The sequence below is a fragment of the Staphylococcus sp. TE8 genome (assembly GCF_000692055.1).
GTDB lineage: Bacteria > Bacillota > Bacilli > Staphylococcales > Staphylococcaceae > Staphylococcus > Staphylococcus capitis.
In genome coordinates this window covers 207105-233566 of record NZ_JMGB01000001.1, presented here as the reverse complement: position 1 = coordinate 233566, position 26462 = coordinate 207105, and the positions used below count along the sequence as shown (strand labels likewise).

Sequence of the window (26462 nt, the reverse complement as noted above, 5' to 3'; positions counted from 1 at the left end):
ATACAATATTTTTATGAAAAAGAAAATCTTATTTAAATGATTTAGACTCTTCATAGATATGTGTATAATAATATTATTGAAAAACGTACGAAATTGTAGGTGACAAAAATATATGGTAAAACCGATAATTACTATCAAAGAAGAGCATCAAATTGAAAATGTCATTAATAAATCTCGCTTTATCGCACATATTAGACCCGTTCAAAACGAGGAGGAGGCAAAAGCATTTATTAATGAAATCAAATCCTCTCATAAAGATGCAACTCACAATTGTTCAGCCTATACTGTTGGCCCTGAAATGAACATCCAAAAAGCGAATGACGATGGTGAGCCGAGTGGTACTGCTGGTGTACCAATGCTAGAAATCTTAAAAAAATTAGAGATTCATGACGCATGTGTAGTAGTCACACGTTATTTCGGAGGTATTAAATTAGGTGGTGGCGGTCTTATCCGTGCTTATAGCGGTGCTGTTAGAGATGTGATATACGATATTGGACGAGTAGAACTAAGAGAAGCTGTACCTGTAACAGTCACTATAAGTTATGATTTAACTGGAAAATTTGAATACGAGCTCGCTTCAACACCTTATATGCTAAGAAATCAATTTTATACCGACAAAGTGAGCTATCAAATAGATGTTGTAAAAGAGGATTACGATGAATTTATCCAATTTCTTAACCGTATTACAGCTAGTAATTATGATTTAGAAGAAGAAGATATTAAATTATTACCTTTCGATATCTCAACGACTTAATTTAAATGATGTATAAAAAACGATCACGCATGAGGAGTTATCCTTTTTATCCTTACACGTGATCGTTTTATTAGTGTCTAGGGGGCTGTTGCTCATCATAACGATGTTGCTTGTGGTCCCCTTTTCGAGTAATTAAATTTAAAATTGGACGATAATTATCATCAATCAAACCAGTAAATTCTACAATTAATTCGATTGTAAATATAATGAGGATAAACATCATGAGTGCACCAAGTGGTTGTGATAAGTAAAGAATCACACTTGATAAACTAAACATGATTGCAATTGAATAAATAAGTAGTACGGTTTGTCTATGTGAATATCCCAAAGCTAATAACTTATGGTGTAAATGAGATTTATCAGCTTGCATGATATGTTGACCTTTCTTCATTCGACGAATCATCGCAAACAATGTGTCAATGAAAGGCACCGCTAGAATGACAATTGGGAAGAATAACGCAATAAATGTAATATTTTTAAAACCAAGTAATGATAAGAATCCTATGATAAAACCTATCATGAGCGCCCCACTGTCACCTAAAAATATTTTAGCTGGATGGAAATTATAAAATAAAAATCCAATGAGCGAACCTAATAGCACGCAACATATCATAATAATAAAGATATTCGCTTGTAAAATAGCGATAAACCCGATAGTCATTAATCCAATTGCAGAGACTCCTGATGCTAAACCATCAAGACCATCAATAAGATTGATGGCATTCGTTATCGCAACAATCCAAATAACTGTTATCGGTATACTTAAAAATCCAAAATGAATCGTCGGCCCCATAGGTAATGAAATGAAATCTATAGTAATGCCATATAATGTGACAACTAACGCAGCTACTATTTGCCCCGTAAGTTTAATGTATGGTTTCAAATCATATATGTCATCAATAAGTCCAACAAGGTACATTATTATGGCACCTAAAATAAGAGGCTTCACTTCTCTCTCAATAGGATGGCCTAACCAAATACCTATTAAAAAAGAGAATAATATGACTGTACCACCCATTACCGAAATCGGTTTGGTATGCACCTTTCTAAAGTTAGGACGATCTACCAAGTCTAATTTCTTTGATACTGCAATGATAATGGGCGTAATTATTAAACTGACTATCATGGTAAATGCTATGAGTAGTAAAGTATACATCAGTTCACCTTCATTAAATAAGTTAATCAATTTCTTAAAATTTCTTGTGTAATCATCTCTATCAAATCAATTTTAGACGAAGATGGATGCTACACATAAATTTATAGTATATCCAGACGTATTTTATGCGTTACGATAAAACATAACGCCCCCTCCCTCAATAGTCTAGAACGAATGTTACCGGAATGCCCTTTCCGATGACATGTGTTATTTATCTAATAAGCATTGATAAAAAATTTATCATACTTAAACCTTTTTCAATTCAAATATATTTTTTCTATCATACCATTTAAGCGACTATTTTAACATTAAATTCCATTTTGTGAACAAAATTTCCAAGGCTAAATGATGACAAATTGTAAGTTTTCACTTACAATAGCTAATGGTCAACAAAGGAGTCGGTTTAGAAATGTTTGAAGCAATCATTTACAACATATCTGTCATGGTCGCAGGTATTTATCTATTTCACAGATTACAGTATTCAGAAAATAAAAAAATGGTATTTTCAAAAGAATACGTGACAGTTTTAATGACACTCGTTTCTCTACTCTTAGCTGCATATCCTATTCCGTTTAAGAGCGAATATCTCGTTCATTTAACTTTCGTGCCTTTATTATTTTTAGGGCGCTATACAAATATGATATATACACTGGCTTCCGCATTCATTGTTGCATTAGTTGATGTATTAATATTTGGAAATTCAATTATTTATGGCATTACTTTAGTCGTAATTGCTGGTGTTGTAAGTGCTGTAGGTCCATTTTTAAAACAAAACGATATTTTTTCTTTACTAATTTTAAATTTCATTAGTATTATCATTTTATTAATATTAGCATTTGCAAGTCCAATTTATGACTTAATAGAAATATTAGTACTTATTCCTATTTCTTTAATTATTACTATTGCTTCTGCCATTACATTCGTAGATATTTGGCATTTCTTCTCATTAGTTAACCGTTATGAAAATGAGGACAAATACGATTACCTTACAGGTTTAGGAAATGTTAAAGAATTTGATAGACATTTAAATGAAGTTTCACGTATTGCTGAAGAAAAAAATCAAAGTCTAGCTTTACTCTTAATCGATATTGATGGATTTAAAGATGTAAACGATATTTATTCACACCAATCGGGTGATGCTGTACTTAAACAAATGTCACAGCTATTAAAAAATTATGTACCAAATCAATTTAAAATCTTCAGAAACGGTGGAGAAGAATTCTCAGTTGTCATTAGAAATTACTCGCTAGATCAAAGCGTAAAATTAGCTGAAAATATTCGTTCTGGTGTAGAGAAGTCTTCTTTCCATCTTCCAGATAAGGAAGTTATCAAACTTTCCGTTTCAATCGGGGTCGGATACTTAACCCAAGATGATCGTAAATCACAACGTAAAGTATTTAAAGATGCCGACGATATGGTTCATGTTGCTAAAAGTGAAGGACGTAATAAAGTGATGTTTAACCCTATTGTTAAACTATAAGTTTTAAATACTGCTATCATAGATGTAAACCATTTAATCTTATGATTAAAATGAATCTATGTATGGCAGTTTTTTTATATTCATTCTCATAAAAACATCATATTCTATCAATAAACTTCACAACAACTACAACAATACGAAAATTAAAATTCAGCCCTTAATAGTGTAGTGTCTATTGAAAGTTAAAGGCGCAAGTTGTAAACTTCAATTGTTCATTAAAAAAATAAAATTGTCTTGGAGGTGAAGATGTATGTCAGATTCCATTACGATAATAGATGAAAATAAAGTTATCGATGTAGTATTAATTGCAGGTAGAATCTTACTTGAAGCGGGCGCGGAAACGTATCGTGTTGAAGATACAATGAACCGTATTGCACATAGTTATGGTTTGCATGATACATATAGTTTTGTTACATCTACTGCGATTATATTTTCACTTAATGATCGCACTAGTACACGATTAATACGTATTCGTGAACGTACAACAGATTTGGAGAAAATCGCTCTTACCAATAGCTTATCTCGTAAAATTTCTAACAATCAACTTACGATTGATGAAGCTAAAACAGAATTAATTCACCTTAGACGTGCATCTCTACAGTATTCATTCTTTATGAATTTTCTTGCTGCATTTATAGCTTGTGGCTTCTTCTTATTTATGTTTGGAGGTACCGCTTCTGACTTTTGGATTGCGTGTTTAGCTGGAGGTGCAGCATTTTTAACTTTTAGTTTTGTACAAAAATATATTCAAATTAAATTCTTCTCAGAGTTTGTAGCCTCAGCAGTAGTTATCAGTATCGCTGCAATTTTCACCAAAATTGGAATCGCTAAAAATCAAGATATTATTACTATTGCAAGTGTTATGCCCTTAGTTCCTGGTATCCTTATAACCAATGCCATTCGTGATTTATTAGCAGGAGAACTATTAGCTGGTATGTCACGTGGTGTAGAAGCTGCACTTACCGCCTTTGCAATAGGTGCGGGTGTCGCAATTGTATTACTACTATTATAAGAAAGGCTGTTAATAATGTTATTTTATTTATTCCATTTTACAATTAGTTTCATTTCCACAGTCCTTTTTTCAATTATATTTAATGCGCCCAAAAAGTTACTTGTAGCCTGTGGTTTCGTAGGTGCAGTAGCTTGGACAATTTATCAATTCACAGTTGGGATGGACTTAGGAAAAGTAGGCGCTTCTTTCCTAGGAAGTTTAATTTTAGGTTTAATGAGTCATACTATGAGCAGACGATATAAACGACCTGTTATCATCTTTATCGTTCCAGGAATCATTCCTTTAGTACCAGGAGGAGCTGCATACGAAGCGACTCGCTACTTAGTCTCTAATAATTATACTTATGCAGTAAATACATTTTTAGAGGTCACTTTAATTTCGGGCGCCATCGCTTTCGGTATACTTGTGTCTGAAATCATCTATTATATTTACACTCGTATTAAACAGTATTATGGTAAAATCAAAGGTAAAACTTATAGAAAATCGTATAATATGAATAATAGAGTTTAACCTTAAGGGGATGATTATAATGAAAGAACAAATTATTAACCGATTAACAAGATATGTAAAAATCGATACGCAATCAGATCCAAACTCTCAATCAACACCGTCCACAGATAAACAGTGGGATTTATTACGTTTATTGGAAAATGAACTTCAAGCATTTGGGTTATCTACTGATATTGATGAATATGGATATCTATTCGCTACTTTAGAAAGCAATGTAGATGATGAGGTGCCAACAGTAGGTTTCTTGGCCCATGTCGATACATCACCAGATTTCAACGCAACAAATGTTCAACCACAAATTATAGACAACTACGATGGGCAAGCGCTCCAGTTAGGAGATACTCATCGTGTGCTAAATCCAAGTGTTTTCCCTGAGTTAAACCAAGTTGTAGGACATACATTAATGGTTACAGACGGTACATCATTACTTGGCGCTGACGATAAAGCAGGTGTTGTCGAAATTATGGAAGGTATTAAATACTTAATTGATCACCCTGAAATTAAGCACGGTCGTATTCGAGTCGGTTTCACACCCGATGAGGAAATTGGTAGAGGACCTCACAAGTTTGACGTTGCTCGTTTTAATGCTGACTTCGCATACACAATGGATGGAAGCCAATTGGGTGAACTTCAATTTGAAAGTTTCAATGCGGCGGAAGCTACAGTTACTTGTCACGGCGTGAATGTTCACCCTGGTTCCGCTAAAAACGCAATGGTGAATGCAATTAATTTAGGCCAACAATTTAATAGTCTTCTACCACCTAGCGAAGTGCCTGAACGTACTGAAGGATATGAAGGATTTTATCATTTAATGAGTTTCGAGGGTAACGTTGAAAAAGCAACGCTCCAATATATCATTCGTGATCATGATAAAAAGCAGTTCGACTTACGAAAAAAACGCATGATGGAAATTCGTGATGACATCAATACTCACTATGAGGATTTCCCTGTAAAAGTCGATGTTCATGACCAATATTATAATATGGCAGAAAAAATTAAACCCTTACAACACATTATTGATATCCCTAAACGTGTATTTGCTAAACTTGATATTGAACCTAATACTGAACCTATTCGTGGTGGCACAGACGGTTCACAATTATCATTTATGGGGTTACCTACACCTAATATTTTCACAGGATGTGGTAACTTCCACGGTCCATTCGAATATGCATCAATAGATGTTATGGAAAAAGCAGTTCAAGTTGTCGTAGGTATCGCTGAAGAAGTTGCTAAAAAAGAATAAGAATTCGAAACTTTGATATTAATTTAAAAGCGGGCTAGAAATATAATTTTTTATGAATCATATTTCTAGCCCGCTTTCTTTTTTTATTATCTAAAATAGATTTATTGATTAAGACTCGTTTTAAGTAATTTAAGAGCTTGAACTGTGTAATGGCGTATTTGAATGCCCATTCTAAAATCTGTATACGTTTCAGGCATATCTATAAATGTGTTAAACATTGCAGTCACACCTTGCGATTCAAACAAATCAAACTTATCACTTGTGGCACAAATTGCGATGGCAGGTTTATGATATTTTTGAGTTAAATCAGCAATACGCAAAGTAGTTGTCTCTAGAATTTGATCTTTTTCTTTGAGTCCTTCCCCAAAAATAATTAAGTCGGCTTGCTCAATTAAATCTTCTAAGTGTGTAATTTGATTAACAAGTTCGTGACTTGTTAATATTTCAGCTTGATATAAGCCTTTTAACACTGCAGCAATGCCTCCCCCAGCACCGCCACGTTCTATAGGGCCAATTGCTAATTTGAGTTCACTTTTAAATAGTTCACTAAAATACCAAACTAAATTATCAATTTCAGCAGCTTCGTTTTGATTTAATTGAAACGTTTGATACGTTTGCATAATCTCACTTTGCTTACCATACAATCGACTTGAAAAATCGGACATTAATTGTAATTTGGCATTAGCAAGCTGAGGATGTACATCAGATAAATCAATGCGTCTAATATATTTAATTTTATATGCACCCTCACTCACATCTACAATGTTTGCTTCATCATCATAGAATTTTGCACCAAGCGCTTGTAACATACCGGCACCTGCATCAAAGCTACCAATACCTCCTAGAGATATAACGATATGTTTCGCTTGATTATCCAGTGCTGCTTTTAATACTTCACCTAAACCATAACTAGAACGCTGATCAATCGGCTTTTCACCGTTTAAGAATAAATTCCCCTCAATAACAGTCATTCCACTATCAGTTTGGCCGTACATCGCTTCTACGTCATTCATATCGGCATCATGAGCTTTAACACGATATTTATTTCCAGACTGCCATAGAAATACAGAATCCATTAATTCATGTCTTCCATTAAATAATGGAACCTGTACAATATCTGCATGTTCAATTTGACTTGCTACCGCTTCTTCAACGTACCTATTCGCTTGATAACTGGAAATAATTCCATTGAACTCATCCATGGCTACTAAAACCTTCATTGTCTTAACCACCTTATATCTTTTACTCTTTTTCAAAATGATTTTCAACTTAAATATTGTTTAATAATTCGCATTTGAACCTATCCGCGTACTTATTTTACAAGTAATATTTATTAGGATATGATTATTCACTTATCTTTATAAATTTGAGGAAAATGATGTACTTATACGTAATTCACTAATACATTATACATATTTTCTTAGAATTTTTCATAATATACGAAAGGCTTGCCATACATCTTCACTATCAGATGTCTATGGCAAGCCACTTAAACATTTAAATTATTTTCATTTATTCCTCAGCTTGTGCAAGTTGAGAAACGTTAATATCATCATGATCAGCATTCCACTTCATCTCACCATTTACAAAGTAAAAGGCTTGTGGAGATTCATGCTTCACATTCGTTTTTTCTGCAATATAGTCCGATAATTTACGCTCCTGTTGAACGATTAAATAGTAACCATCAATATCTCTTTCATATAAAAATTTATTAAATTGATCATACGCATTTGCAGAAATTGGACAAGTTTCACTATGTTTTAATACAAAAACATATTTATTCTCTTCTAAGACTTGTTCAAACTGGTCAATTGAACTCAGCTTAATAGCCATTCTATTCACCTCTAAAAATATTTATCACATTTTATGAGCATATGCGTGATATTCATATCCCAAGAATCATCTCAGTGGGTACAATTATACACATTCTGCTGTATAATGTTAACCATCGATTTTTATTTTATTTAATTCAAAAAATAACTATTTTACATTTTCTTTTAACTCATAGTATTGCTTGTTAAATTCTTTATCCTTGCTTGAAATATCTTTACCCTCTTTTGGTAATTTATCCACATCAATTTTAGATAATTTTTCACTAATTTCGATAGTGTCTACTCGTGTGTCATAGTAATTTTGTAAACTGTAGTACATTTCAATTGCATTTTTCCTAGCATTATCTACGTGTTGGTCTGAAATATTAGTTTGGTTAATATCTTTAATTTGTTTATCAATCAATGGTGAAATATGATCATTGATTGCTTTTTTAGCTGAATCTGAGTTTGTAGTAGAAGAATTGAGATATTTCTTAGCTGTAGATTTGAGTTGCTTATTATTTTCTTCTAATTTAGATGTTAGTTGATCAGCATCACTTTTATTAGTAGCTTTATTAATATCAGATTCTACCTCTGATCTATTTTTTTCGAAAAGTTTCGTATAATCTAGTATATCTTCATTATCTTTGATAGAACGATTACATAAATCAACAAATGATTTTAAATCATTAATTGAAGTTTCTTTCTCTTTAACAGTATCTAAATAAGAGTTACGTAGATTTTTAACATCACTTGTATTTGCAGGTAGTTGATTAGCAACCTTTTTATATTTCTTAAATTCCGGCATGAGATAGTTATTAATATCTTTTTGAAGTGCAATAAATTCTTTTTTGTTTTTATCTGTCGTATCCGTTTTACTTAAGTTATCTAACTCTTTTAAATGTATTTTATCTATAACTTCTTCAACGTTTTTTTGCTTTTTCTTAACATCACTGAGTTTATTGTCAAAATCATTAAAATCTTTATTAGTTTTATTTCCACAGGCTGTTAGGGTGGTTATAAATATGACAATTGTTGCAATAAATAGTAATTTTTTCATATCTGCACTCCTTATCATTAAACATTATACATAAACGTATTTATTATGAAAATGAATTGTGTTATAGTATGTCAGACTTTACTGTAAAATTGAGAAATTATAATTCACAAGGAGTAAATCATGTATACTTATGTTCAACCTTTAGTCAAAGAGGACTTAAATGAATCGTTCGCTAAAGAATACCAAAACGTCAAAAATATATTGTTTAATTTATTAGATTCACCAGTTAAATACACTCAACATATTGGTGGCACGCGTCATTTTAATTATGCTACAGAACCCATATTGGATGTACTTGTAGGAGTCAATAATTTACACGATATTACTGCTCTAGATGAAAAACGTTTGAATTATGCTGGTTTTTACCGACTTCACCATTCCTATAAGAAAAAAGTAGTGATGGCTCGATTCAATAATCTTAGTGAACTTAAGCAAGAAGTAAGATTACATATTATACAGTTAGATACCCCTCTTTTTGAACAGTATCAAAAGGTTGACCAATTATTAACACAAGATAAGAAAATTTCTCAATTATTTTCCACGAAAAAACAAAATATATTGAAACATGTGCGAGCCATTCGTATGTATGAAAATCAAAAACAAAGTATCTTTGAGGATTTAAGTAGAGACTTAAATTAATTAGAGCATTTACTACACATCAATACGAGAATTCTTACTTTGTCTATTTAATGGTAAAATAATATATTCAAATTTCGCAAATAACTATTAAAGTTGATATAATAATAATGATATTAAGAAGATGAGAAAGGATGTACAAACCGTTGAATAAAAGTGACATCTTAAATGATTTAAAGTCGATTATTCCCGACAATATAATTAAAGTTGATGAACCTCTCAAACGTTATACATATACTGAAACTGGCGGAGAGGCAGATTTCTATTTATCCCCAACAAAAAATGAAGAAGTGCAAGCAATTGTAGCTTACGCTTATAATAATAATATTCCTGTTACATATTTAGGTAATGGTTCAAATATTATAATACGTGAAGGTGGAATAAGAAGCATCGTTCTAAGTCTACTATCATTAGATCATATTGATGTTTCTGACGATGCGATTATCGCTGGTAGTGGCGCTGCAATCATTGATGTTTCAAGAGTTGCACGAGATCATGTTCTTACTGGTTTAGAGTTTGCATGTGGTATTCCAGGTTCAATCGGTGGTGCTGTATTTATGAATGCTGGTGCATATGGCGGTGAAGTTAAAGATTGTATCGACTATGCGCTATGCGTTAATGAGAAAGGTGATTTAATCAAGTTAACTAATGAAGAATTAGAGCTAGATTACAGAAATAGTATTGTTCAAAAGAAACATCTTGTTGTACTTGAAGCAGCGTTCACTTTAATGCCAGGTCATTTAGATGAAATTCAAGCTAAAATGGATGATTTAACTGAAAGAAGAGAATCAAAACAACCATTAGAATACCCTTCTTGTGGAAGTGTATTCCAAAGACCTCCTGGCCATTTCGCTGGTAAATTAATTCAAGACTCTGATTTACAAGGTCATCGCATCGGTGGCGTAGAAGTATCTAAAAAACATGCTGGCTTTATGGTTAATGTAGATAAAGGTACGGCAACAGATTACGAAGATTTAATTCACCACGTACAAAGAACTGTTAAAGATAAATTTGATGTAGAATTAAATACAGAAGTACGTATTATTGGAGAACACCCTAAAAGTTAATTTATAAGGAGGTACATCTAATCTATGCCTAATATTCACGGTTCAGTCATTGATAAAGAGACAAGATGTACTCACTATCACTCTTTTTTAGATGTTATTGCAATTAAATTTAAATGTTGTGACAAATATTATCCTTGTTATAAATGTCATGATGAACATGAATCACATTCTATACAAAGATGGACTGAGAAAGAATTTGATAAAAAAGTTATTATGTGTGGTGTGTGCAACCATGAAATGAGTATTCACGACTACATGATGGTTGAAGTGTGTCCTAAATGCAAAGCACATTTTAATAGTAGATGTAAATTTCACTATCATTTGTATTTTGAAATATAACTTACTTTAAAAGTTTTTAATAGTCATTTTGTAACTAAGGTTAAGCAATTGAGTTTGTTTAACCTTTTTATTATATAAAAATCAAAAAACCTTTAGTTATACAACACGGTAAGTATTGTAAACTAAAGGTTTTTCTTCTTATTAGGTTAATATTTATTATTCATCGAATACAAAGTCTTCATCTCGTAGTGCTTCAACATTTAATGCTAACGTATAGCCGTCACCTTTTACTGAGAAGAAGTCATGGTTCTTAGTAGATGTATCTAAAGCATTCTCGATAATTGGATTAAATTCACGTTCTTCAAAATAAGGTTCAAAACCTAAGTTAGATAAAGCCTTATTACCATTATAACGAACATAGTTAAGTACATCTTCAGTTAAACCAATATCATCATATAATAAGTGTGTATAAGATACTTCATTATCATAAAGTTCGTTTAATAACTTATACATTTCTTGATCTGCTTTTTGCTTTTCACTCTCTGACAGCTCATTGCGTAAGCTTTGAGCATCTAAACCAGTGAAAACACCGTGAATTGATTCATCTAATAAGATTTTACGAATAATTTCACCAGAAGTCGTCATTTTACCTTGACCAGCAAGGTATAGCGGATAGTAGAAACCAGAGTAAAATAAGAACGTTTCTAAGAATACACTTGATACTCTTGCGATATATTGGTCAAAAATTGATGCTTCTTTTCCCCAAAGCTTATGATAGTTGTCGATAATTTTATCTGATTTATATTTTAAATGAGGTTCTTCAATTACCCATGTGTCTAACAAATAGTTCGTTTCACTAGACGGAAGTAATGTTGTGAAGATATGAGAATAACTTTTAGCGTGAATTTGTTCCATCATAGCCATAAATGAGTATACAGCTTTTTTTCTTAAATCAGTCGTATGTAACATAATCAAAGGCATTCCATCGTCTGCTTGATGCGTATCTAGCCCTGTTAATCCTGCTAAAGCCTTTTTAAATGTTTCTTTTTCAGAATCTGTCAATGTTTTCCAACTTGCTATATCTTTTGAAACTTTAAACTCTGTTTCGACCCACATTTGTGAGATGTTTTGACGCCAAAACATATTCGTCATATCTTCTTGGGTGTTCCAGTTGACCGCTTTCATGTAAATCCTCCTGTCATTATTATGTATTGCATAGAGAATTTCAACCACACTAAATATGATAAACATAATTAGCAGTGATTGAAATTTCTAGCATTTTATTTAATTTAAAATATTAGATTGCACAGCTTGTACATTCTTCTACACTAAGTAATTTGTTACGTGTATAATAAAGTGATTTTAGTCCTTTATAATGTGCGTAAACATATAATCTTGAAAGTTCACGTGTAGAAATTTCTGAATTTACATATAGAATTGTTGAAATACCTTGGTCTACATGTGTTTGTATTGTTGAAACTAAATCGATTAATTTCATTTGATCAGTATTAAATGCTGATTTGTAATACCACATTGTTTCAGGTGATAGGAAAGGCATTGGATAAAATGTTTCAGCATTTCCATAAGTACGACGCTCAATTTGATCTACAATAGGCATTACAGAGCTTGTTGCATTTTGCACATATGAAATACTTTGAGTAGGTGCAATAGCTAAACGGTAAGCATGATAAAGACCATATTGTTCTACTTCTTTTTGTAGAGCTTTCCAATCTTCTGAAGTTGGAATATCTAAACCATCGAATAGCTGGCGAACTTTTTCAAATTGTGGCTCAAATTCTTGTGAAGTATAGAATTCAAAATATTTGCCATTAGCATAATCTGATTGGTCAAAATCTTGATAGCTTTCTCCGCGTTCTTTAGCTATTTCCATTGAACGTTCTATAGAATAATAGTTCATCATCATGAAGAATATATTAGCAAAGTCTTTCGCCTCTTCAGACTCATAACCGATTTTATTTTTTGCTAAATATCCATGAAGGTTCATTACACCTAGACCTACTGAGTGCAACTCACTATTAGCTTTTTTAACACCTGGAGCATTGTGTATATTAGCTTCATCACTCACTACAGTAAGTGCATCCATACCAGTGTGAACAGAATCTCTGAATTTACCTGATTCCATAACATTAACAATGTTTAGAGAGCCAAGATTACAAGAAATATCACGTTTAATCTCATCTTGTGTACCATAGTCATTGATAATAGATGTCTCTTGTAATTGGAAAATTTCTGTACATAAATTACTCATTTTAATTTGACCAATATCGGAGTTGGCATGTACTTTATTTGCATTATCTTTAAACATTAAATACGGATAACCAGATTGTAGTTGAGTTTGTGCAATTGTATTTAACATTTCACGTGCATCTTTTTTCTTCTTATCAATGTTAGGATTAGCAACCATATCATCATAATATTTCTCTAAATCAATATCATCTAATGTCACACCATATTCTTGTTTTACAGTATGTGGGGCGAACATATAGAAGTCTTTACCTTCTTTAGCTAAATCAAAGAACTTAGAAGGAACAATAAGACCTGTTGAAATTGTAGATAAACGTAAATCTTCATCAGCATTGACCTTTTTAGTATCTAAAAATTCTTCCACATCATAATGGAAAATATTTAAATATACAGCACCTGCACCAGGCCTTTGACCTAATTGATCGGCATAACTAAATCCACCTTCAAGTGCTTTAGCTACTGGTAATACACCTTTAGCAACACCTTTAATACCTTTGATTGCCTCTCCACGGGCACGTAATTTTGATAAATTAATAGCGACACCGCCACCAATTTTACTTAGTTGCTTCGCTGTTGAATCAATAAAGTTAATAGAATTTAAACTATCATCAACTTCTAATAAGAAACATGAAACGAGCTCACCGCGACGTGCACGACCTGCGTTTAAGAAAGTAGGCGTTGCTGGTTGATAACGTTGTTCAACCATAGAAGAAATAAATTGTTTTGCTTGTTTAGTATCACCATTAGCTAAATAAAGGGCAACAATTGCAACATGTTGATTATAGTCTTCTAAAAATTGACTTTTATCGTTTGTTTTTAAAGCATAGTCCTTATAGAACTTACTTGCAGACATGTAGCTAGCGAATTGAAAATGGATTGACTTAGCATATTCAGTAATTTCTCGTAATTCTTCTTCAGAGTATTTCTCAAATACATTGAAATAAAAGTCATTATCCACAAGGTAATGTAAACGTTCAATTTCATCATCGAAATAAATTGTTTTATCGTGGATTTCTTCAAGATAAACTTTTAATGCTTCCTGATCCTTCTCTAAATCAAAGAAACCATTATCTTTCCGCTTTGTTACTTCATTATTTAGTTCAATATGATTGTATTTCTTCTCGTTCATGGTTTTCATTGAAATTACCCACCTTATCCTTAAATTCAATTACATCATTGTTCGTACCTTGTACTTCAAATTTCATAAGTAGAGGAACATCATAGTCCTCTGAGATTGTACGGCCTGCTTTAGCAAAATTTTGCCCCCAATTACGATTTCCGCTTGCAGCTACCGCTTGTAATTGAGCGTGATTAACTTCTAAAAAAGATTGAACAGGTTGTGGCACTTCTCCAAATCCAATAGTGCCAGTAACTAAGATATATGGTTCATTTACTGGTTCCGTACAATTGTCTTGAGTAATTTCTAACGTGTCATCAATTTCTGCTCGCTTTATAAAACGTCTAACATTTCCAGAAAATGAGAAATATACTACTTTCATTGGATCACCTTCTTTCTTCAATCTTTAGTTGTCGTGTCTATATTGAGCATTCACAAACTCAAAAAATAAAAGCACCACTAGTATAGAGGTGTAAACCGTTATGATTTTTAATTTCTAAATATTCTTATTTCTTGTAAAAGAAAATTTATTTTAATGCCTTTAGTATGTCTTTAAGTATATAACCACTACATATAGTACTTAAAACTTAAATAATACTAAATGATAAATTGCTTAATTTGTAACTGATTACTAATTTTGCAATGATTTATCATTTGAATTAGTGTGATTTTGCATTAAAATTAATTAATTTCCCAGTATTAACTTTTAAACTCTAAACACTATATATAGTGTTTGGTTTTAAAAGTTAATACTATATTCTGTGTTTCATTATACATAAGTAGAATGTTTAATGAAAGTTAAAGTTTAATGACGAAAAAACTAAAATTTTTAGAAAGTGCACCACTACGTGTTTAAAGACTAATATTCTGAATAAAAAAATTTTTTCAAGTTTCTTTGCTTGCATTTTACTAAAATTTAGACGTACCTGTTCATTGTGTGACCTGGTAAAATCTCAATATGATAGTATGCAACCTATATATACCAATTTGAATATTAATCACTTTCATTACCCACAATTGAGTTGCTTAATAGTCTAGCACTTACTAACAGAACGTGTGTTCGTATAATTATTATAAAACGTCTCTTTTTAATTTGCAAGTACTCATGCATAGCTCCTTTATTTATGCTAATATAGTTACGTTAAACTTATTGTATTGAGGCGATAATATTGAATCCAAAAGTAAAAGGTATTATTGCTATCTTAATTTCTGCTATTGGATTTAGTTTTATGTCTGTATTCTTCAGACTTGCTGGAGACTTACCTGTCTTCCAAAAATCTTTAGCTAGAAATTTAGTAGCTATGTTTATACCTCTATTTTTTATCATAAAATATAAGCAACCTATATTTGGTAAACTGAGTAGCCAACCTTTATTGATTTCACGTTCTACACTAGGTCTCATAGGAGTATTACTGAATATATACGCTATTGACCATATGGTACTTAGTGATGCCGATACACTTATGAAATTGAATCCTTTCTGGACAATTCTCCTAAGTTTAATCTTTTTACATGAGAAGGTTCGTAAATATCAAATATCAGCGATGATTATCGCTATATTAGGTATGTTACTCATTGTTAAACCTGAATTTTCATCATCAGTGATTCCATCAATAGCCGGCTTATTTTCAGGTATATTTGCTGCGTCAGCTTACACATGTGTTCGTGCACTTAGTACACGTGAAAAACCTTATACAATTGTATTTTATTTCTCATTATTCTCAGTTGTTGTCTTAATACCATTCTCAATTTTCACATTTGAACCTATGACAACTGTCCAAGTTTTATACTTGCTTGGTGCAGGTTTATCTGCAGCTGTTGGACAAATAGGTATCACACTTGCATATAGCTTTGCGCCTGCTAAAGACATTTCAATTTTCACATATGCTTCTATAATATTCACAGCATTATTTGGTTTCATCTTATTCGGAGAAACACCAGATATGTTAGCTACTTTAGGTTATGTTGTTATTATTAGCGCAAGTTACTATATGTTTGAAAAGGCACGACGAGAATCAAATATAAAAGAAAGTTAAAGGAGCTAAATTAAATGGCACAAGGGCGTCAAAAAAATGAACTTCAAGATATTACTTTACTAGGAAATCAAAACAATACGTATGATTTTAATTACAGACCAGATGTTCTAGAAACCTTTGATAACAAGCATCAAGGTCGAGACTACTTCGTCAAATTTAATTGTCCAGAGTTTACATCGTTATGCCCTATTACAGGCCAACCAGATTTTGCAACAATTTATATTTCATATATCCCTAATGTCAAAATGGTTGAATCTAAATCATTGAAACTATATTTATTTAGCTTTAGAAACCATGGTGACTTCCACGAAGATTGTATGAATATAATTATGAATGATTTGATTGAACTTATGGACCCTCATTATATTGAAGTTTGGGGTAAATTCACACCTAGAGGTGGCATCTCAATTGACCCATATACAAACTATGGCCGTCCTAATTCTAAATATGAAAAGATGGCTGAACATCGTTTGATGAATCACGATATGTATCCTGAAAAGATTGATAATCGATAAATACCACTATCCTCCATTAAAATTAAATGTTTAATGGAGGATTTTTGTTATAAAAAATTATTTTCAAATTTGATAAAAAAGTATTGCACTTTGACGCGTTAAAGCGTATTTTATTTATATTGATTTATTTCTACACATGCTTATAATTAATCAAATAAAGACACATATTATCTTATAAATGTAGTAAAATCTATAAATTGACTGAATATTCATATTATTTTTATTTTTTGAAAATTGTTGAAACTTATTATTTACAATAGTACAATCGTTTTTAAACAATTAAATATGGTATTAGGGGAAGAAAGGATGGGATGATATTATGACAACGAATAATTCCCATGAGCAAGCAGTTCAAGAAATACCTCAACATGGATTCTTTGGGCATCCTCGAGGTTTAGGCGTACTCTTTTTCGTAGAGTTTTGGGAGCGTTTTAGCTACTACGGTATGAGAGCGATGCTTATTTTTTATATGTATTTTGCGATACAAGATCATGGACTTGGAATCGATAAAACTACGGCAATGTCTATCATGTCTGTATACGGGGCTTTAATATACATGTCTTCTATTCCAGGAGGTTGGATTGCAGACAGAATTACAGGGACACGTGGTGCAACTTTAATAGGTGCAGTTTTAATAATTATCGGACATATCTGTTTAAGTTTACCATTTGCAATGTTTGGCCTATTCGCTTCTATGTTCTTTATTATTGTTGGTTCAGGTTTAATGAAGCCAAATATTTCAAATATTGTTGGTCGTTTGTATCCACAAAATGACGTGAGAATGGACGCAGGATTTGTTATCTTCTATATGTCTGTTAACTTTGGCGCACTTGTTTCACCTATTATTTTGCAACACTTCATTAATGTTAGAAACTTCCATGGCGGATTCTTAATTGCTGCTATTGGTATGGCATTAGGTTTAGTTTGGTACGTATTATTTAATCGCAAAAATTTAGGTAGTGTAGGCATGAAACCAACAAATCCACTATCACCAACTGAAAAGAAAAAATACAGTATAATTATAGCGACCATTACAGCAGTTATAGCGATAGTAGTTATCATTTCTTACATAACTCATACACTATCATTCGATCTAGTTAGTAATTCAGTACTCGTTTTAGGTATTGCATTACCAATAATCTATTTCACTACTATGATTCGTAGTAAAGAAGTAACTGATATTGAACGTTCACGTGTAAAAGCTTTTATTCCTTTATTTATTTTAGGTATGCTTTTCTGGGCAATACAAGAACAAGGCTCTAACGTATTAAATATTTATGGTATAGAGCATTCAGATATGAAATTAAATTTATTTGGTTGGAAAACAAACTTCGGTGAAGCCATCTTCCAATCAATAAATCCTTTGTTTATCTTATTATTTGCACCAGTCGTATCTGCAGTTTGGCAAAAATTAGGTAAACGTCAACCTAGCCTACCAATGAAATTTGTTATAGGCGCTTTAATGGCTGGCGCATCATATATTATGATGGGTATTATTGGTAATATTTACGGAAACGCGCATTTCTCAGTAAACTGGGTAATTCTCTCATACATCATATGTGTCGTTGGTGAGTTGTGTCTTTCTCCTACTGGTAATAGTGCAGCAGTAAAATTAGCACCGAAAGCATTCAATGCTCAAATGATGAGTTTATGGTTATTAACAAACGCATCTGCTCAAGCATTTAATGGTACATTAGTTAAATTAATAGATCCATTGGGTCAAACGAATTACTTCATTTTCTTAGGTGTTACTACAGCTGTAATTACATTTATTATTCTTGCTTTCAGTCCTAAAATTATAAAAGCGATGAAAGGCATTCGTTAATCGTATCTCTAGCTACAAGTCGATTATTTTCGACTTGTGGTTTTTTTATTTTATAATAGTTATAATTTCTAATTATTTGCTTTTGTTACTCGAAAAAGGGTAACCCTTAAACTAAGAGAATTTTACGAAAGTAGGCATTCAAAATGGAAAATAAATATAACCATGGTGTCTTGTTTTATCATGAGCATAGTGGCTTAAAAGATATATATGAAGGACTTGGTGAGGTAACCAAATCACTTAGTTCAATGTGTAAGCACTTATCAATTCAGTTAAGTGAAAACGAAGGCGACATTATCAAATACTGTGAATCTATTAAGAATGATAAATATGGTTCAGAAATAGATATATTATTTATTTTAGGTGGAGATGGTACTGTTAATGAACTGGTAAACGGTGTCATGCAACACGATTTACAATTACCAGTGGGTATTATCCCAGGTGGAACATTTAATGACTTCACTAAAACATTAAACTTAGACTCTAACTTTAAAAATGCAAGTTCCCAATTACTTTCAGCACAAGTTGGTTCATATGATGTAATGAAAGTTAATGATACATTTGTCCTTAACTTTGTTGGTTTAGGGCTAATAGTTCAAAATGCTGAGAATGTCCAAGAAGGTTCTAAGGATGTTTTTGGCAAGCTAAGTTATATTGGATCAACAGTAAAAACACTAATGAATCCTAGTAAATTCAACTTTAAACTCAACGTTGATGGAAGAGAAGAAACTGGTAATACCTCTATGCTTCTTATAGCTAATGGCCCAAATATCGGTGGCGGACGCGTTCCTTTAACTGACCTCTCTCCTCAAGATGGAAAAGTTGATACGTTTATATTCGATGATCAAAGTTTTAGTATTTTAAATGATATTTTTAAGAAAAGAGATAGTATGAATTGGAATGAAATTACTGAGGGCATAGACCATATTCCAGGTCAACATATTTCTCTATCCACTGAACCTAATATGAAAGTCGATATAGATGGTGAGATTAGTTTAGAAACACCTATTGAAATTGAAGTTTTACCTAAAGCAATACAACTTCTTACTTTTCCAGAATTTGGTAAATCATAAGTTGATTTATTTAGGCTAAGTATTTGATTTAAATAAAGTTAATTATTTACTCGCAACTTCATGAATATAAATCAATTTTAAATAAGAAAACATAAAGTTTTGAATAATAGTGAACGGCAACCTCTATTGAAATAACAATTAGAAGTTGCCGTTTATATGTTTTATAAAGAAATTCTAGTTACCTAAGAAATAATCTTCAACGTCTTTCCAACCACTTACACGGTCAAATCTATCATCATTTATATTATGAGATGCTGTAAACATAATTGATTTACCTTCAAAAATCTCAAGTTGCTTTGGATTATCATCTATTAAATAATCAGCATTCACAATATTTTTTCTCCCACAAAATACAAAGTGTTGTGGGTTTAAGAATGGGAAGAATTCTAATAACCATTCATATTTATCATGAAATGATGTTGGCACATCCATTGCTGCTGTAGCTATATATACGTCATAATGATGATTTAATTTTTCAACTACGTCTTGAGCGTGTGACATCACTTTCAAACGTCTAAAGAAACCTGGCTCTCTTAATATTTCAGTCACTAATCCTTCATGTTCAGGCATCATATGTTTTAATTTTTTACCATTTAAAGATTCGATGGAAATCCCAAGATTTGCTCTCTCATTTACTGCATCAATAATTTCACCTAGCGTATCAGCTAAGACTTCATCCATATCTATAGCTATTTTCTTTCGAGACATTCTAAAGTACACTCCCTAATGATTTTGAAACTTAAATACATGATTTAGTATAGCAAATATTAAAGTGTAGCACAGTATTCATTCAAAAATCTTCATTCTGCACTACACCCTTTTAACTTTTAAATATATAAATATTAGAACATCTTAATAATTGAAGTCTTTTAATACTTCTAACATCTTCTTATTTTGTTCAGGAAATCCAATCGTAATTCTTACACCATCCGGAAAAGGTCTAGTAATACATCCTACCTTTAGTAACTCATCATATAACGCTTTACTATTGTTGGTTTTTACAAAGATGAAATTAGTTTGACTTGGTAAAAAGTGCTTACTTTGAGGAATTTGATAAAATTTCTCACGTTCTATAGCATTTTTATGAGTAATTTCTTTCAAATACGCTTGGTCTTCTAGTGCAGCAATTGCTGCATATTCTGAGATTCTAGTAACGTTGAATGGTGGTCTAATGATGTTCCACTTTTCAATAGCATCAGAAGAAGCAACTACGTAACCTACTCTTAATCCAGCTAAGCCATAAGCTTTAGAAAATGTGCGTAATAAAAAAGCATTCTCAAATGTTTCTTGTAACTCTAAAGTGTTAGGAAAATCTGGTGCAGTTACAAATTCAACATACGCTTCATCAATTAATACCGGAATATGACTCGGCACACGTTCTAAGAAATCATTTAGCGTTTCATGATCAAAATATGTACCAGTTGGGTTATTAGGATTACATAACCAAACTAGAGCTGTATGATCATCAATACTTTGTAGGATACCTTCTAAATCAAACCCACCCTCTTTAAGTGGAACTTGAACAACCTCGGCTGACTCGACGATAGCATTATGATAGTACTGTCCAAAAGTAGCTTCACTCGTCACAATTTTATCTCCAGGTGTTAACACCGCTCTTGAAATCATTAATATTACTTCATCAAGGCCGGCCCCAAATAAAATACGTGATTCGTCGACATTTAAATGTTTACTAATAGCTTTTCTTAGACTTGGTGAGCCACTTTCGGGATAATAATATAGCTCATCTAAATGTTGCTTGATTGCTTCTTTGGCTTTTGGCGTAGGCCCATATAAATTTTCATTTGATGCTAATTTGAATAATTCACCCTCAATCCCATACTCTTTTTTTAATGCTTCTGGAGAAAGACCAGGTTCATATGCACATAATTGATTTAACTGACTTTTCATAGTTGAGCATTCCCCTCTAAATTGACTGAAATTTTCAAAAACTTAATATTAATTATAAACAATAATGCATTTTAAAATCAATGAACCTTTAATGGCTGATAAATAAAAATTCCTGACATTTCATCGTGTCAGGAATTCAATAAATATTATTTAATTAACCCTTCTTTTTTCAAATAATCTTTGGCTACTTTATAAGGATCTTGCTTTTTAACTGTAACTTTGTAGTTCATTTCTTGCATTTGTTCATCTGTAATTTTTCCAGCTAATTTATTCAGTGGTTTCTTAACTTCAGGATGTTCTTTAAGGAATTTTTCTTTAAACATTGGTGCACCTTGGTAAGGTGGGAATACGTGTTTATCGTCTTTCAACACAACCATATTATATTGTTTTAATTCAGCATCTGTTGAATACGCATCGATTAAATTAATGTCTCCTTTTTCAACAGCTGTATAACGTAGCTTTGGTTCCATTGTTTTCACATTAGAAATATTAAGATTATAAGCCTTTTTAACGGCTTTAAAACCATCAGGACGATCGTTAAATTCTAATGTAAATCCTGGTTTAAGTTTATCTTCAACCTTTTGTAAATCGCCGATTGTCTTAATATTATTTTTCTTTGCAAAGTCTCGTTTAACTGCTAACGCATACGTATTATTATATTTCATTGGTTTAAGCATCGTCATGTGATCTTTCTTCTCTAAGCTTGTCTTTGCCTGTTGATATACTGCTGGTTCTTTTTTAGATTTTAAGTCTTCTTTAGTAAGCTCACCTAACACAGTACCCGTAAACTCTAAATAACCATCTATATCATCAGATTTCAAGGCATTAAATAAGAACGATGTTTTACCCATCCCATCTTTAACATCAACAGTGTCATCTGTTTCATCTTCAATTAAGATTTTATACATGTTAGTAATAACTGAAGGTTCTGAACCTAATTTACCCGCAAGTGTAATCTTATCACCCTTTTGTGCAAACAGTGGAATTACAATTGCTAATAAAATAACTAGTACAATTGCACCAAGAGTAATTATTATTTTCTTATATGAAAGCTTCTCCATATATCTTAATATTAAATCGAAAATAATAGCTAATAACGCTGCTGGAATCGCACCAATTAAAATAAGTGAACTATCATTACGATCTATACCTAGTAAAATAAGATCCCCTAAACCACCAGCACCAATAAGTGCTGCTAAAGTAGCAGTTCCGATAATTAATACCATTGCAGTACGTATACCTGCCATAATAACAGGCATCGCAATAGGTAGCTCTACCTTCGTAAGTCTTCTAATTGGTTTCATGCCAATACCTTTAGCCGCTTCAACTAAAGATGGATCTACTTCTTCTATACCAGTGTATGTATTACGCAATATAGGCAGTAATGCATATACAACTAAAGCAATGATTGCAGGCACTCGTCCAATCCCAAATATTGGTATCATCAGACCTAATAATGCTAGAGAAGGGATAGTTTGTAATACCGCAGCGATATTCATTACAATCTCTGATATTTTTTTAGTTTTCGTTAATAGTATTCCTAAAGGTACTGCAATAATAGTTGCAATTAATAATGCGATAAATGAAATTTGGATGTGTTCAATAATCGTAGAAAGAAGTTGTCCTTTTCTATCACTTAACGTGTTTAGAAACTCATGCATGTGTGACGTTCTCCTTTCTTTCAGCTAAATAGTTGAAGATGTCTTCACGTTTTAGTAAATACTGATTTTGATTGTTACTATCATTAACAATAACAGCATCTGTTTGTGCTAGAAGATGATAAATGTCCTCTACTTTCTGATTCTCATTCACTTCAGGATAACTTGATGTATCTGACATTCCTTCTAAAGGACGATGTATATTTAATTCTTTAATTTTTATATTAGTCAGTCTGTTTTGAGATTGTTGTTCAAGGTGACTTCCCATAAATTGTTTTACAAAGTCAGTTTGAGGATGATCTTTGAAACCTTGTGGTGTATCAATTTGTTCAACATGACCCTCATTTAATAGGCAAATTCTATCTCCCAATTTCATTGCTTCTTGAATATCATGTGTAACAAAGACAATAGTCTTTTTAATTTTAGTTTGTAGCTCAATTAAATCATCTTGTAATTTTTCTCTACTTATAGGATCTAATGCACTAAATGGTTCATCCATAATAATAACAGGAGGATCTGCTGCTAAAGCTCTTACCACTCCTACTCGTTGGCGCTGTCCACCTGACAATTCATCAGGTTTTCGGTTTTTAAATTTTTCAGGTTCTAAACCAACCATATTTAATAATTCGTCTACACGTTGATCGATATCTTTATCTTTCCATTTCTTCATTTGAGGTACTTGTGCAACATTCTCTTTTATAGTCATATGTGGAAATAAAGCAATTTGTTGTAAGACGTATCCAATGTCCCAACGCATTTCATATACTGGGTAATCACTAATAGGTTTATCTTTAAAATAAATATATCCTTCACTTAATGGAATTAAGCGATTAATCATTTTAAGTGTTGTCGTTTTTCCACACCCTGAAGGTCCAATTAACACGAAAAATTCCCCTTCTTTGATATTAAAACTTACATTATCTACTGCTGTATTATTCCCATATCGTTTCGTAACATTCTTAAATTTAATCACAATTTCACCTTCGTTCATTCTACTAAAAGTAGACAATTTTTAATCTATATTCCCTATTAAATCACTTTTAATGAGAAAATAACATTTTATTAAGCTTTATATTATTGAATTTTTCAAATTTTCTACACTTATTAAAAATAGTATATGAATCAAATATATTTATGGGCGTTTTAGAAGAGAGTATTTTATTTTTGCAAAAGTGATATCATCAATAGTTCAAAAATTACGCGTTAATTTAAAAACAACGACAAAATCTAGATAAGATAGACTTTGTCGTTGTTAGGATAATGTATTATATACTTGTTTTATAGGTCTGTATTTTTTCTAAAAACTTTGGACAGTAATGCTTCAATTTATAGCTTCCTACTCCATCTATTGAAATCATTTCTTGTTTAGTTTCTGGTTTACGTTTCGCAAATTCTTCAAGTGTATAATCAGAAAAAATATTCACTGGAGGGATATCTAATTTATCACTAAGTTGTTTACGTACTTCAACAAGTTCACTATAAAGTGCGCGATCGACACCTTCGACCGTATTGATATAAACCTTTTCTTTGCTTTTTTGTTTAAACGGCGTAGTATAAACTTTCGTACTATCATTAAGTAAATCTTTAACTGAATTATCACATATGAGGATTTCATCATTTTCATTGAGATAACCTTTAAAACGTAACTCGTCAATTAAATGCGCTAATTCAGATGTAGTGTAGTTTTTCATCAACCCATGAGTTGTAAGTTGATCGTAATCATTGTATTTTATATAGTCTGTAATTTCGCCTCTTAATACTTGGATAATAACGCTATAGCTCTCTTGTTGTTTCATTCTAGCTATACAACTTATTATCATTTTAGCTTCACGTGTCATATCATATGTTTTATTTTCTTGTACACAATTACTGCATTGATCGCATTCTTCTAAATTTTCATTTGGTTCAAAGTAATGCACAATCGTTGCCTCGAGACATTTCTTAGTCTTCGTATATTGAAGCATTTTAGTGAGTTTTTCACCCATTTTATCCTTATAATCATCATCTGCTTGTGAAACAGTAATAAAATACTCATGTAAGCCCTTATCTCGTTCACTAAATAATAGGATACATTCACTTTTTAAACCATCACGACCAGCACGTCCAGCTTCTTGATAATAAGATTCTATATCTCCAGGCATATTATAATGAACCACATAGCGCACATTTGATTTGTCTATTCCCATTCCAAAGGCATTTGTAGCGACAACCACTTCTACACGATCGTATAGAAAATCGTTTTGCGCTTCTTCACGTTCTTTATTTGTGAGACCAGCATGATAAATTGTACTTTTAACGTTTTCATTTTCTAAAGCTTCATTTAACTCTTCAACCTGTTTACGAGTTGAACAATAAATAATACCTGCTTGTCCTTCATGACTAGTCACGTAGTCCACTACAAATTTTTGACGTTGGTACGTTGGGTTCACTCTGAAAATTAAATTGCGACGTTTCGTGCTCGTCTTAATTTCGTCATTTTTGCCGATGTTTAACTTTTCCATAATGTCCTGTTGAACTTCAGCCGTAGCGGTAGCTGTTAACGCTACAATCGTGAAATCTTGAGGTAAAGAAAATACTCTGTGAATAACACTTTGATAACTTGGTCTAAAATCATGACCCCATTTAGAAATACAATGTGCTTCATCAAATGCAACTAAATGAATATTAACTTTTCGAAGTAAATTTAAGAAATAAGAGTTCTCAAATCTCTCAGGTGCTACATATAAGAATTGAATGTCACCCTGCTTAAGTTCTTGTTCAACCTCTTTTTGTTGCTTCTGAGTCAGACTACTGTTTAAATAAGCAGCTTTGATGCCCATCGCTTTGAGCTGATCAACTTGGTCTTTCATTAATGAAATAAGTGGACTTATAACAATCGTCGTGCCCCCAAGCATTAGTCCTGGTACTTGATAGCATATTGATTTACCGCCACCGGTTGGAAGAACTCCAAGCGTATTGCGATGGTCTAATATTTTGGTTATAATCTCCTTTTGTCCAGGTCGAAATGTTTCGTAACCAAAATAATGCGATAAAGTTTCTTGCATGATTTCATTCCCC

General features: G+C 32.1%; 24 protein-coding genes. 12 read left to right on the top strand and 12 right to left on the bottom strand.

Going from position 1 to position 26462, the window contains the following annotated elements:
• The first annotated feature begins 112 nt into the window (after positions 1-112).
• On the top strand, positions 113-754 hold the full coding sequence (locus CM54_RS01145) for a YigZ family protein (RefSeq protein ID WP_002433300.1): 642 nt from the start codon (positions 113-115) through the stop codon (positions 752-754).
• 70 nt (positions 755-824) lie between these two features.
• On the opposite strand, the gene CM54_RS01140 is transcribed toward CM54_RS01145, so the two are convergent.
• A complete protein-coding gene (locus CM54_RS01140; RefSeq protein ID WP_023350662.1) occupies positions 825-1910 on the bottom strand; it encodes a glycosyltransferase family 4 protein in 1086 nt (361 codons plus the stop codon).
• 409 nt (positions 1911-2319) lie between these two features.
• Here CM54_RS01140 and gdpS point away from each other — a divergent pair, with 409 nt between their 5' ends.
• The 4 genes from gdpS to pepT all read left to right on the top strand — a co-directional run bounded on the left by gdpS (position 2320) and on the right by pepT (position 6158).
• On the top strand, positions 2320-3390 hold the full coding sequence (gdpS, locus tag CM54_RS01135) for a GGDEF domain-containing protein GdpS (protein ID WP_037548384.1): 1071 nt from the start codon (positions 2320-2322) through the stop codon (positions 3388-3390).
• A 250-nt stretch (positions 3391-3640) separates the two neighbouring features.
• Entirely contained in the window at positions 3641-4402 is a 762-nt protein-coding gene (locus CM54_RS01130) for a threonine/serine exporter family protein (RefSeq protein ID WP_023350663.1), read from the top strand.
• A 15-nt stretch (positions 4403-4417) separates the two neighbouring features.
• The gene (locus CM54_RS01125) at positions 4418-4912 is read left to right on the top strand and encodes a threonine/serine exporter family protein (RefSeq protein WP_002469625.1); all 495 of its coding nucleotides are present in this window, start codon (positions 4418-4420) and stop codon (positions 4910-4912) included.
• A 19-nt stretch (positions 4913-4931) separates the two neighbouring features.
• A complete protein-coding gene (pepT, locus tag CM54_RS01120; protein ID WP_030064719.1) occupies positions 4932-6158 on the top strand; it encodes a peptidase T in 1227 nt (408 codons plus the stop codon).
• A 101-nt stretch (positions 6159-6259) separates the two neighbouring features.
• Here the strand turns inward: pepT and CM54_RS01115 are convergent, their stop codons facing one another.
• From CM54_RS01115 to CM54_RS01105, 3 genes are all read right to left on the bottom strand, one after another.
• The gene (locus tag CM54_RS01115) at positions 6260-7378 is read right to left on the bottom strand and encodes a glycerate kinase (RefSeq protein WP_002433418.1); all 1119 of its coding nucleotides are present in this window, start codon (positions 7376-7378) and stop codon (positions 6260-6262) included.
• Positions 7379-7670: 292 nt separating this feature from the next.
• Positions 7671-7991, bottom strand: coding sequence for a bacillithiol system redox-active protein YtxJ (ytxJ, locus tag CM54_RS01110; RefSeq protein WP_002433080.1), 321 nt, complete (start codon positions 7989-7991; stop codon positions 7671-7673).
• Positions 7992-8138: 147 nt separating this feature from the next.
• Positions 8139-9029: an EMYY motif lipoprotein gene (locus CM54_RS01105; RefSeq protein ID WP_037548373.1), complete on the bottom strand. Its 891-nt coding sequence runs from the start codon at positions 9027-9029 to the stop codon at positions 8139-8141.
• A gap of 120 nt (positions 9030-9149) precedes the next feature.
• Here CM54_RS01105 and CM54_RS01100 point away from each other — a divergent pair, with 120 nt between their 5' ends.
• The 3 genes from CM54_RS01100 (at position 9150) to CM54_RS01090 (ending at position 11071) form a co-directional block, all read left to right on the top strand.
• Positions 9150-9668 (top strand): GrpB family protein, encoded by a 519-nt coding sequence (locus tag CM54_RS01100; protein WP_037548371.1) that lies wholly within the window; start codon positions 9150-9152, stop codon positions 9666-9668.
• 131 nt (positions 9669-9799) lie between these two features.
• On the top strand, positions 9800-10732 hold the full coding sequence (gene murB / locus CM54_RS01095) for a UDP-N-acetylmuramate dehydrogenase (protein ID WP_037548369.1): 933 nt from the start codon (positions 9800-9802) through the stop codon (positions 10730-10732).
• A gap of 24 nt (positions 10733-10756) precedes the next feature.
• Complete coding sequence (locus tag CM54_RS01090) at positions 10757-11071, top strand: CHY zinc finger protein (RefSeq protein ID WP_002433075.1); 315 nt, start codon at positions 10757-10759, stop codon at positions 11069-11071.
• A 156-nt stretch (positions 11072-11227) separates the two neighbouring features.
• On the opposite strand, the gene nrdF is transcribed toward CM54_RS01090, so the two are convergent.
• From nrdF to nrdI, 3 genes are all read right to left on the bottom strand, one after another.
• Positions 11228-12196: a class 1b ribonucleoside-diphosphate reductase subunit beta gene (gene nrdF, locus CM54_RS01085; RefSeq protein ID WP_002433452.1), complete on the bottom strand. Its 969-nt coding sequence runs from the start codon at positions 12194-12196 to the stop codon at positions 11228-11230.
• 112 nt (positions 12197-12308) lie between these two features.
• Complete coding sequence (gene nrdE / locus CM54_RS01080; RefSeq protein WP_037548367.1) at positions 12309-14414, bottom strand: class 1b ribonucleoside-diphosphate reductase subunit alpha; 2106 nt, start codon at positions 14412-14414, stop codon at positions 12309-12311.
• Positions 14377-14775 (bottom strand): class Ib ribonucleoside-diphosphate reductase assembly flavoprotein NrdI, encoded by a 399-nt coding sequence (gene nrdI, locus CM54_RS01075; RefSeq protein WP_023350668.1) that lies wholly within the window; start codon positions 14773-14775, stop codon positions 14377-14379. Before nrdI ends, nrdE begins: the two co-directional genes overlap by 38 nt.
• A 787-nt stretch (positions 14776-15562) precedes the next feature.
• Between nrdI and CM54_RS01070 the strand changes: the two genes are divergently transcribed.
• From CM54_RS01070 to CM54_RS01055, 4 genes are all read left to right on the top strand, one after another.
• Entirely contained in the window at positions 15563-16429 is an 867-nt protein-coding gene (locus CM54_RS01070; protein ID WP_002433090.1) for a DMT family transporter, read from the top strand.
• Positions 16430-16443: 14 nt separating this feature from the next.
• On the top strand, positions 16444-16944 hold the full coding sequence (gene queF, locus CM54_RS01065; RefSeq protein ID WP_002433157.1) for a preQ(1) synthase: 501 nt from the start codon (positions 16444-16446) through the stop codon (positions 16942-16944).
• 319 nt (positions 16945-17263) lie between these two features.
• Positions 17264-18769 (top strand): peptide MFS transporter, encoded by a 1506-nt coding sequence (locus CM54_RS01060; protein WP_002433276.1) that lies wholly within the window; start codon positions 17264-17266, stop codon positions 18767-18769.
• Between the two features lie 143 nt (positions 18770-18912).
• Positions 18913-19839 carry a diacylglycerol/lipid kinase family protein gene (locus CM54_RS01055; RefSeq protein ID WP_002433375.1) on the top strand — a complete coding sequence of 309 codons (927 nt, stop codon included), beginning with the start codon at positions 18913-18915 and terminating at the stop codon, positions 19837-19839.
• Positions 19840-20013: 174 nt separating this feature from the next.
• On the opposite strand, the gene CM54_RS01050 is transcribed toward CM54_RS01055, so the two are convergent.
• The 5 genes from CM54_RS01050 to recQ form a co-directional block, all read right to left on the bottom strand.
• Positions 20014-20547 carry a 5' nucleotidase, NT5C type gene (locus CM54_RS01050; protein WP_037548364.1) on the bottom strand — a complete coding sequence of 178 codons (534 nt, stop codon included), beginning with the start codon at positions 20545-20547 and terminating at the stop codon, positions 20014-20016.
• A gap of 144 nt (positions 20548-20691) precedes the next feature.
• Positions 20692-21747, bottom strand: coding sequence for a histidinol-phosphate transaminase (gene hisC, locus CM54_RS01045; RefSeq protein WP_002433127.1), 1056 nt, complete (start codon positions 21745-21747; stop codon positions 20692-20694).
• A gap of 146 nt (positions 21748-21893) precedes the next feature.
• Positions 21894-23408: an ABC transporter permease/substrate-binding protein gene (locus CM54_RS01040; protein WP_002433273.1), complete on the bottom strand. Its 1515-nt coding sequence runs from the start codon at positions 23406-23408 to the stop codon at positions 21894-21896.
• The gene (locus tag CM54_RS01035) at positions 23401-24378 is read right to left on the bottom strand and encodes an ABC transporter ATP-binding protein (RefSeq protein ID WP_037548362.1); all 978 of its coding nucleotides are present in this window, start codon (positions 24376-24378) and stop codon (positions 23401-23403) included. Before CM54_RS01035 ends, CM54_RS01040 begins: the two co-directional genes overlap by 8 nt.
• A 292-nt stretch (positions 24379-24670) precedes the next feature.
• Positions 24671-26452 (bottom strand): DNA helicase RecQ, encoded by a 1782-nt coding sequence (gene recQ, locus CM54_RS01030; RefSeq protein ID WP_171817100.1) that lies wholly within the window; start codon positions 26450-26452, stop codon positions 24671-24673.
• Positions 26453-26462 lie beyond the last annotated feature (10 nt).